The sequence below is a fragment of the Polaromonas sp. P3_C2 genome (genome assembly GCF_056402675.1).
Map to the genome: position 1 here is coordinate 1 of NZ_JBFUGX010000168.1, position 7270 is coordinate 7270.

Consider the following 7270-nt stretch of genomic DNA (forward strand, 5'->3'; position numbering starts at 1 on the left):
GCGCGTGCAAGAGGCGTATTTGGGCTCTTCAGTAGCAGACGCACAAGCTCACGGAGGAGGTCACTGATGCTCCATATCCAGAACCTCCACGCCTTCTACGGCAAAAGCCACGTACTGCACGGTGTCCATTTCGACGTGCAGCCCGGCCAGATCGTCGCCTTGCTGGGTCGCAACGGTTCGGGCCGCTCCACCACGGCCAAGGCCATCATGGGCCTGGTTGACTGCCAGGGCTCCATCCTCTGGAAGAAGCAGGAAATCGCCGGCAAGAAGGCCTACCAGATTGCCCACCTGGGCATAGGCTATGTGCCGGAAAACCGCGACATCTTCCCCAAGCTCACGGTGCACCAGAACCTTTTGTTGGGCCAAAAGGGCTCGGGCAAGGGTTCGCGCTGGTCGTTTGAGGACATGTACCAGATGTTCCCGCGCTTGCGCGAACGCCAGCACACCGAGGCCGGCGTGCTCTCGGGCGGCGAGCAGCAGATGCTCACGCTGTGCCGCACGCTGATGGGCGATCCCGACCTCATCATCATCGACGAGCCCACTGAAGGCCTTGCGCCCAAAATTGTTGAGCTGGTGGGGCAGTATTTGCAAACGCTGAAGGCCAAGGGCATCTCGGTGCTGCTGATCGAACAGAAACTGACGATTGCCATGGCGATTTCCGATCGCGCGCTGGTCATGGGCCACGGCAGCATCGTGTTTGACGGCACCCCCGACAGCCTGCGGGCTGATGCCTACATCCGCAAAGAGTGGCTCGAGGTGTAAAAAACGGTGTGGATCGTCCCCGGCTGTCACCGCAGGGACAAAAATAGACTGAACAGTCCATCCGGGGACTTGTGCCGTCACAAACGCCCCCTACAATGGAAAAAGAACGGTCGTACTTTTTTGTGCGCCCGACCAGCGCGTGCCGGGCCGCAGCGCCAGCCGAGACAACCAAAAACTGAAACTCCATCAAGGAAAGAAGCAACGCAATGACCACCCTTTACGAAGTTCACGGCCCCGTCGCGCTCATCACACTGAGCAACCCACCCGTCAACGGCCTGGGCCACGCCACGCGCCTGAGCCTGACCGACAACATCCAGAAGGCCAATGCCGATGCCGCCATCAAGTCCATCGTGATCACCGGCGCAGGCAAAGCCTTTTCGGGTGGCGCCGACATCAAAGAGTTCGGCACGCCCAAGGCGCTGATCGAACCCAATCTGCTGAGCGTGATCCGCGCGGTCGAGAATTCCGGCAAGCCTATCGTCGCCGCGATCCATTCCGTCTGCATGGGCGGCGGCCTGGAATTGGCCCTGGGCTGCCACTACCGCATCGCCGCGCCTGGCACCAACGTGGCCTTGCCTGAAGTCAAGCTCGGCCTGTTGCCTGGCGCCGGCGGCACGCAGCGCCTGCCGCGCGTGCTCGGCGTGGAACCGGCCCTGAACATGATCGTGAGCGGCGAACCCGTCAAGAGCGAACTGCTCGCGCAAATCCCCGGCCAGAAACTGTTCGACAAGCTTGCTGCCTCGCCCGAATCGCTGGCCCAGGAAGCCCTGGCCTTTGCCCAATCGATTTCCGACACCCGGCCGCTTCCGCTGGTGCGTGACCTGCGCGCCAAGCACCCCAATGGCGACGCTTATTTCCAGTTCGCCCGCAACATGGTCAAGGGCATGGCCAAGAACTTCCCCGCGCCGCTCAAGTGCGTGGACGCGGTCGAAGCAGCGACCAAGAAGAAATTCGAAGACGGCATGACTTTTGAGCGCGAGTGCTTCATCAACCTGATGTGGACACCCGAAAGCCGCGCGCTGCGCCATATCTTCATGGCTGAGCGTGCGGCCTCCAAGATCCCCGACGTGCCGGAAGACACGCCCAAGCGCGAGATCAATTCGGTGGCCGTGATCGGCGCCGGCACCATGGGCGGCGGTATCGCCATGAACTTCCTGAACGCCGGCATCCCGGTCAAGATTCTCGAGATGAAGCAGGAGGCCCTGGACAAAGGCCTCGGCATCATCAGCAAGAACTACGAGGCCCAGGTCAAGAAGGGCAAGCTTAAGCAGGATAAATATGACCAGCACATGGGCCTGCTCAGCACCACGTTGAGCTACGACGACCTCAAAGACGCCGACCTCGTGATCGAGGCCGTGTTTGAAGAAATGGGCGTCAAGGAGAAGGTCTTCAAGGAACTGGACCGCGTGATGAAGCCGGGCGCCATCCTGGCGTCCAACACTTCGACGTTGGACGTCAACAAAATCGCCGACTTCACCAAGCGTCCGCAAGACGTGGTCGGCCTGCATTTCTTCAGCCCGGCCAATGTGATGAAGCTGCTGGAAGTCGTGCGCGGCGCCAAGACCGGCAAGGACGTGCTGGCCACCGTGATGGCCGTGGGTAAAAAGATTAAAAAGACGGCCGTGGTGTCGGGCGTCTGCGACGGCTTTATCGGCAACCGCATGATCGAGCAATACGGCCGCCAGGGCGGTTTCCTGCTCGACGAAGGCTGCACCCCCGAGCAGGTCGACAAGGCCATCGAGAAATTCGGCTTTGCCATGGGCCCGTTCCGCATGGGCGACCTGGCCGGCAACGACATCGGCTGGGCGATCCGCAAGCGCCGCTACACCGAAAAGCCGGACATGAAATACAGCAAAACGGCCGACCTGCTGTGCGAGAAAGGCCGCTTCGGCCAGAAGACCGGCGCCGGCTGGTACGACTATGTACCCGGCAAGCGCGACGCGATCCCGAACGCTGAAGTCGTCAAGATGATTGAAGACCACCGCAAGAGCCTGGGCATCACGCCACGCAAGATTTCCGACGAGGAAATCGTGCAGCGCCTGGTGTATTCGCTGGTAAATGAAGCCGCGCACATCCTGGAAGAAGGCATCGCCTCCAAGGCCAGCGACATCGACATGGTCTACATCATGGGCTATGGCTTCCCGGTCTACCGCGGTGGCCCCATGCTGTACGCCGACCAGGTCGGCCTCTTCAATGTGGTGCAAAGCATGAACCGCTTCGCGCAGAACCCGCTGGACGACGCCAAATTCTGGAAGCCCGCACCCCTGCTGGCCAAGCTTGCAGCCGAAGGCAAGACCTTCAACCTGTCTACCTAAGTCCAGCAGACCGCACAGATCAACGTCCCAGAATCCGGAGAATTCCATGACTTCAGCAGTAATCGTTTCCACCGCACGCACCCCCCTGGCCAAAAGCTGGAAGGGCTCCTTCAACATGACGCACGGCGCCACCCTGGGCGGACACGCCGTTGAGCACGCGCTCAAGCGCGCCGGCATCGAGGCCGCAGAGGTCGATGACGTGATCATCGGCTGCGCTACGCCCGAAGGTGCCACCGGCGCCAACATCGCACGCCAGATTGCGCTGCGCGCCGGCTGCCCGGTGACGGTATCGGGCATGACGGTCAACCGTTTCTGCTCGTCCGGCCTGCAGACCATCGCCCTGGCGGCCCAGCGCGTGATCGCCGGTGAAGCCGACATCTACGTGGCCGGCGGCGTCGAAAGCATTTCCTGCGTGCAGCAGGAAATGAACACCCACATGCTGCAGGAAACCTGGCTCGCCAAGAACAAGCCCGAGATCTACTGGAACATGCTCCAGACCGCTGAGCAGGTCGCCAAACGCTACAACATCTCGCGCGACCGCATGGACGAATACGGCGCGCTGAGCCAGCAAAAGGCCACGGCCGCGCTGGCTGCGGGCCTCTTTGAAGCTGAGATCGCCCCCATCACCGTGACAGCCGGCGTGGCCGACAAGATCATGGGCCTGACCACCAAAGAGGTCACCGTCAGCAAGGACGAAGGTATCCGCGAAGGCACGACCAAGGAAGGCATCAGCGGCATCAAGCCGGCCATCCCTGGCGGCGTGATCGCGGCCGGCAATGCCAGCCAGTTCTCCGACGGCGGCGGCGCCGTGGTTGTCATGAACGAAACCCTGGCGGAGAAAAAGGGCCTTAAACCCCTGGGCCGCTTCCTCGGCTTTGCCGTCGCCGGTTGCGAACCCGATGAAATGGGCATTGGCCCGGTCTTCGCCATTCCAAAGGTACTGGCCAAGCTGGGCCTGAAGATCAGCGACATTGATCTGTGGGAATTGAACGAAGCCTTCGCCGTACAGGTGCTGTACTGCGCCGACAAGCTGGGCATTCCCATGGACAAACTCAACGTCAACGGCGGTGYGATTGCCGTCGGCCACCCTTACGGCGTGACCGGCCAGCGCCTGACGGGCCACGCGCTGATCGAAGGCAAGCGCCGCGGCGCCAAGCGCGTCTGCGTGACCATGTGCATTGGCGGCGGCATGGGCGCAGCCGGCATTTACGAAGTCCTCTGAACCGGGCATCATAATGAATGAAACCCTGCTCCTTCAGAAAGGGCAGGCGTTTCCTGCCTTGACGCCCGCCGTTTCGGGGAGGTCGTCATGAGCCTCAGGCCGACCCTCGATTTTCTGCTCTACCAATGGCTCGGTGCCGAGTCGCTCAATCAGCGCGAGCGTTTCGTCGACCATTCACGCGAAACCTTCGACGCGGTGTTCGACACCTGCGAACGCATCGCGCGTGAAAAGTATGCACCGTTCAACCGCATAGTGGATACGCAGGAGCCGCACTTCGACGGCGAAAAAGTCATCCTGCCGCAGGCCACGCACGACGCGCAAAAGGCCTACGCGGCCTCGGGCATGCTCAGCGCCGCGCAGGACTATGAAGTCGGCGGCATGCAGCTGCCCTATACGGTGGAAGCGGCGGCCAATGCCTTCTTCGCCATGGCCTCGGTCAGCATCGGCTCGGGCCTGCTGACCACTGGTAACGCCAACCTGCTGATGGTGCACGGCACCGACATGCAGAAGGAAGTCTTTGCAAAAAATGAGTTCTCGGGCCGCTTCTCGGGCACCATGTGTTTGTCCGAACCGCAGGCCGGTTCCTCGCTCAGCGACGTGACGACGCGCGCCGTCCCGGATGGCGACGGCTTTGAGGCCGACCCGCTGGGCCCACGCTATCGCCTCAAGGGCAACAAGATGTGGATCTCGGCCGGCGAGCACGAGCTGACCGACAACATCATCCACCTGGTGCTGGCCAAGATACCGGGGCCGGACGGCAAGCTGATCGCCGGCACACGCGGCATTTCGCTCTTCATCGTGCCCAAGAAAATGGTCAATACCCAAGGCGAACTCACCGGCGTGCGCAACGACGTGGCGCTGGCGGGCCTGAACCACAAGCTGGGCTGGCGCGGCACCACCAACACCCTGCTCAACTTCGGCGAGGGCAAATACCCGGTGGACGGCCAGGCCGGCGCGGTCGGCTACCTGGTAGGCAAGCCGCATGAGGGCCTGCGCTGCATGTTCCACATGATGAACGAGGCGCGTATAGGCGTGGGCACGGCCGCCACCATGCTGGGCATGGCGGGCTACTACGCCAGCCTCGATTACGCCAAAAACCGGCCCCAGGGCCGGCCCGTCGGCGGAGGATCTAAGAACGGCGCCGGTGCCGTGGGCAAAGACGCCTCCCAGCCGCAGATCCGCATCATCGAGCACGCCGACGTCAAGCGCATGCTGCTGGCGCAAAAAGCGTACTGCGAAGGCGCGCTGGCGCTGGAGCTGTATTGCGCCCGCCTGGTTGATGAACACCACACGGCCGACGCGCAGGCCGCCGACGACGCGCGCCTGCTGCTCGAGGTGCTGACACCGATTGCCAAGAGCTGGCCCAGCGAATGGTGCCTGGAGGCCAATTCGCTGGCCATCCAGGTACACGGCGGCTACGGCTACACGCGCGACTTCCCGGTCGAGCAGTATTGGCGCGACAACCGCCTGAACATGATCCATGAAGGCACGCATGGCATCCAGGCCATGGATTTGCTGGGCCGCAAGGTGCTGATGGAAGGGGGCAGGGGCCTGCAATTGCTGGCAGCGCGTATCAACGCCACGGTTGAAAAGGCGATTCAGGTGCCTGAACTCGCAGCCCATGCCAACGCACTGGCCAAGGCATTGCAGCATGTGGGCAGCGCCACCAAGGCGGCGTGGGCCGCGGGCGAGCCTGGCGAGGCGCTGGCCAATGCGGTACCCTACATGCAGGCCTTCGGCCACACCGTATTGGCGTGGATCTGGCTGGACGTGGCGCTGGCCAGCCTGGCATTGCAGCAATCCGCTACCAATTCGATAGCTGCTCACGCAGGGCGGATGGGCGCTACACGCTATTTTTATCATTACGAATTACCGAAGATCGGTGCCTGGCTCAAGGTCGTTGAAACCCGCGACCTGACCTGTGCCGATTTGCCCGAGGAGGCGTTTTAATGGCTTTTTTCAAACCGTCCGCTGACCCTGTTTCCAACAAGGCCGTGGCTCGCTTGCAGACCCTGATCTGGGTCCTGATCTACGGCGGGCTGCTGACGTTGGTATTGGGTCTGTCGGTTCAGCGCCTGGACGATGCCATCGGCTGGTCCATGGTGGTGCTGGGCGGTATTGTGGCGGTGGTTGGCGCGGCGCTGGTTTACGTGCGCTCCCGCATCAACGTCAGTTCGTAGCGGCCGGAAGTCGCCACCACGACAGCGCAACCTGCAGGAGGCCTGATGTTGTGCCAATATGGCAGACCGCCGCATCCCGATATCGAGATCGCAACCACGGCTGAACCCGACACATTATTTGCAACCCCATCCTTGCCGGAGTCCCGATGCGGCACCCGGCAAGCCCGATGACACCCAACAGGAGACAACTTTCATGACCCGTACCATCCAGCAGCTGTTCGACCTCAAAGGCAAAACCGCACTCGTGACCGGCGGCTCACGCGGCCTGGGACTGCAACTGGCCCAGGCGCTGGGCGAAGCCGGCGCCAAAGTCATTTTGAGTTCGCGCAAGGCCGAAGACCTGGTCGAGTCCGCTGCAGAGCTCAAAGCCGCCGGCATCGACGTCGACTGGATCGCCGCCGACTGCTCCAAAGAAGAAGACATCCGGGCGCTGGCCGACGAGGCCATCAAGCGCCTGGGCCATGTCGACATCCTGGTCAACAACGCCGGCGCCGCCTGGGGCGCACCTGCTGAAGATCACCCGGTTGAGGCCTGGGACAAGGTCATGAACCTCAATATCCGCGGCTATTTCATCCTGAGCCAGCACATCGCCAAACACAGCATGATCGCCCGCAAGTCCGGCCGCATCATCAACGTAGCCTCCATCGCCGGCCTGGGCGGCAATCCGCGCGAGATGACCACCGTGGCTTACAACACCTCCAAGGGTGCCGTCATCAACTTCACGCGCGCACTGGGCTGCGAATGGGGCAAGTACAACATCACCGTCAATGCGATTTGCCCGGGCTTTTTCC

At 62.2% G+C, this 7270-nt stretch carries 6 protein-coding genes; all 6 read left to right on the forward strand.

What is annotated here, in order from left to right; genetic code table 11:
* The first annotated feature begins 66 nt into the window (after window positions 1–66).
* Window positions 67–762 carry an ABC transporter ATP-binding protein gene (locus AC1DWI_RS09230; protein ID WP_477669520.1) on the forward strand — a complete coding sequence of 232 codons (696 nt, stop codon included), beginning with the start codon at window positions 67–69 and terminating at the stop codon, window positions 760–762.
* A gap of 206 nt (window positions 763–968) precedes the next feature.
* Window positions 969–3077: a 3-hydroxyacyl-CoA dehydrogenase NAD-binding domain-containing protein gene (locus tag AC1DWI_RS09235; RefSeq protein WP_477669521.1), complete on the forward strand. Its 2109-nt coding sequence runs from the start codon at window positions 969–971 to the stop codon at window positions 3075–3077.
* A 46-nt stretch (window positions 3078–3123) separates the two neighbouring features.
* Window positions 3124–4299: an acetyl-CoA C-acyltransferase gene (locus AC1DWI_RS09240; RefSeq protein ID WP_477724719.1), complete on the forward strand. Its 1176-nt coding sequence runs from the start codon at window positions 3124–3126 to the stop codon at window positions 4297–4299.
* 87 nt (window positions 4300–4386) lie between these two features.
* Window positions 4387–6249, forward strand: a complete 1863-nt coding sequence (locus AC1DWI_RS09245) for an acyl-CoA dehydrogenase (RefSeq protein WP_477669523.1) — start codon at window positions 4387–4389, stop codon at window positions 6247–6249.
* Window positions 6249–6479 (forward strand): hypothetical protein, encoded by a 231-nt coding sequence (locus tag AC1DWI_RS09250; protein WP_477669524.1) that lies wholly within the window; start codon window positions 6249–6251, stop codon window positions 6477–6479. Before AC1DWI_RS09245 ends, AC1DWI_RS09250 begins: the two co-directional genes overlap by 1 nt.
* Window positions 6480–6672: 193 nt before the next feature.
* Window positions 6673–7270: SDR family oxidoreductase (locus tag AC1DWI_RS09255; protein ID WP_477724720.1), on the forward strand; the 598-nt coding region annotated here is incomplete at its 3' end.

Bases quoted from the DNA above. Each gene is read 5' to 3' on its own strand.
- AC1DWI_RS09230 (WP_477669520.1), top strand. From the start codon at position 67: ATGCTCCATATCCAGAACCTCCACGCCTTCTACGGCAAAAGCCACGTA.
- AC1DWI_RS09235 (WP_477669521.1), top strand. From the start codon at position 969: ATGACCACCCTTTACGAAGTTCACGGCCCCGTCGCGCTCATCACACTG.
- AC1DWI_RS09245 (WP_477669523.1), top strand. From the start codon at position 4,387: ATGAGCCTCAGGCCGACCCTCGATTTTCTGCTCTACCAATGGCTCGGT.
- AC1DWI_RS09250 (WP_477669524.1), top strand. From the start codon at position 6,249: ATGGCTTTTTTCAAACCGTCCGCTGACCCTGTTTCCAACAAGGCCGTG.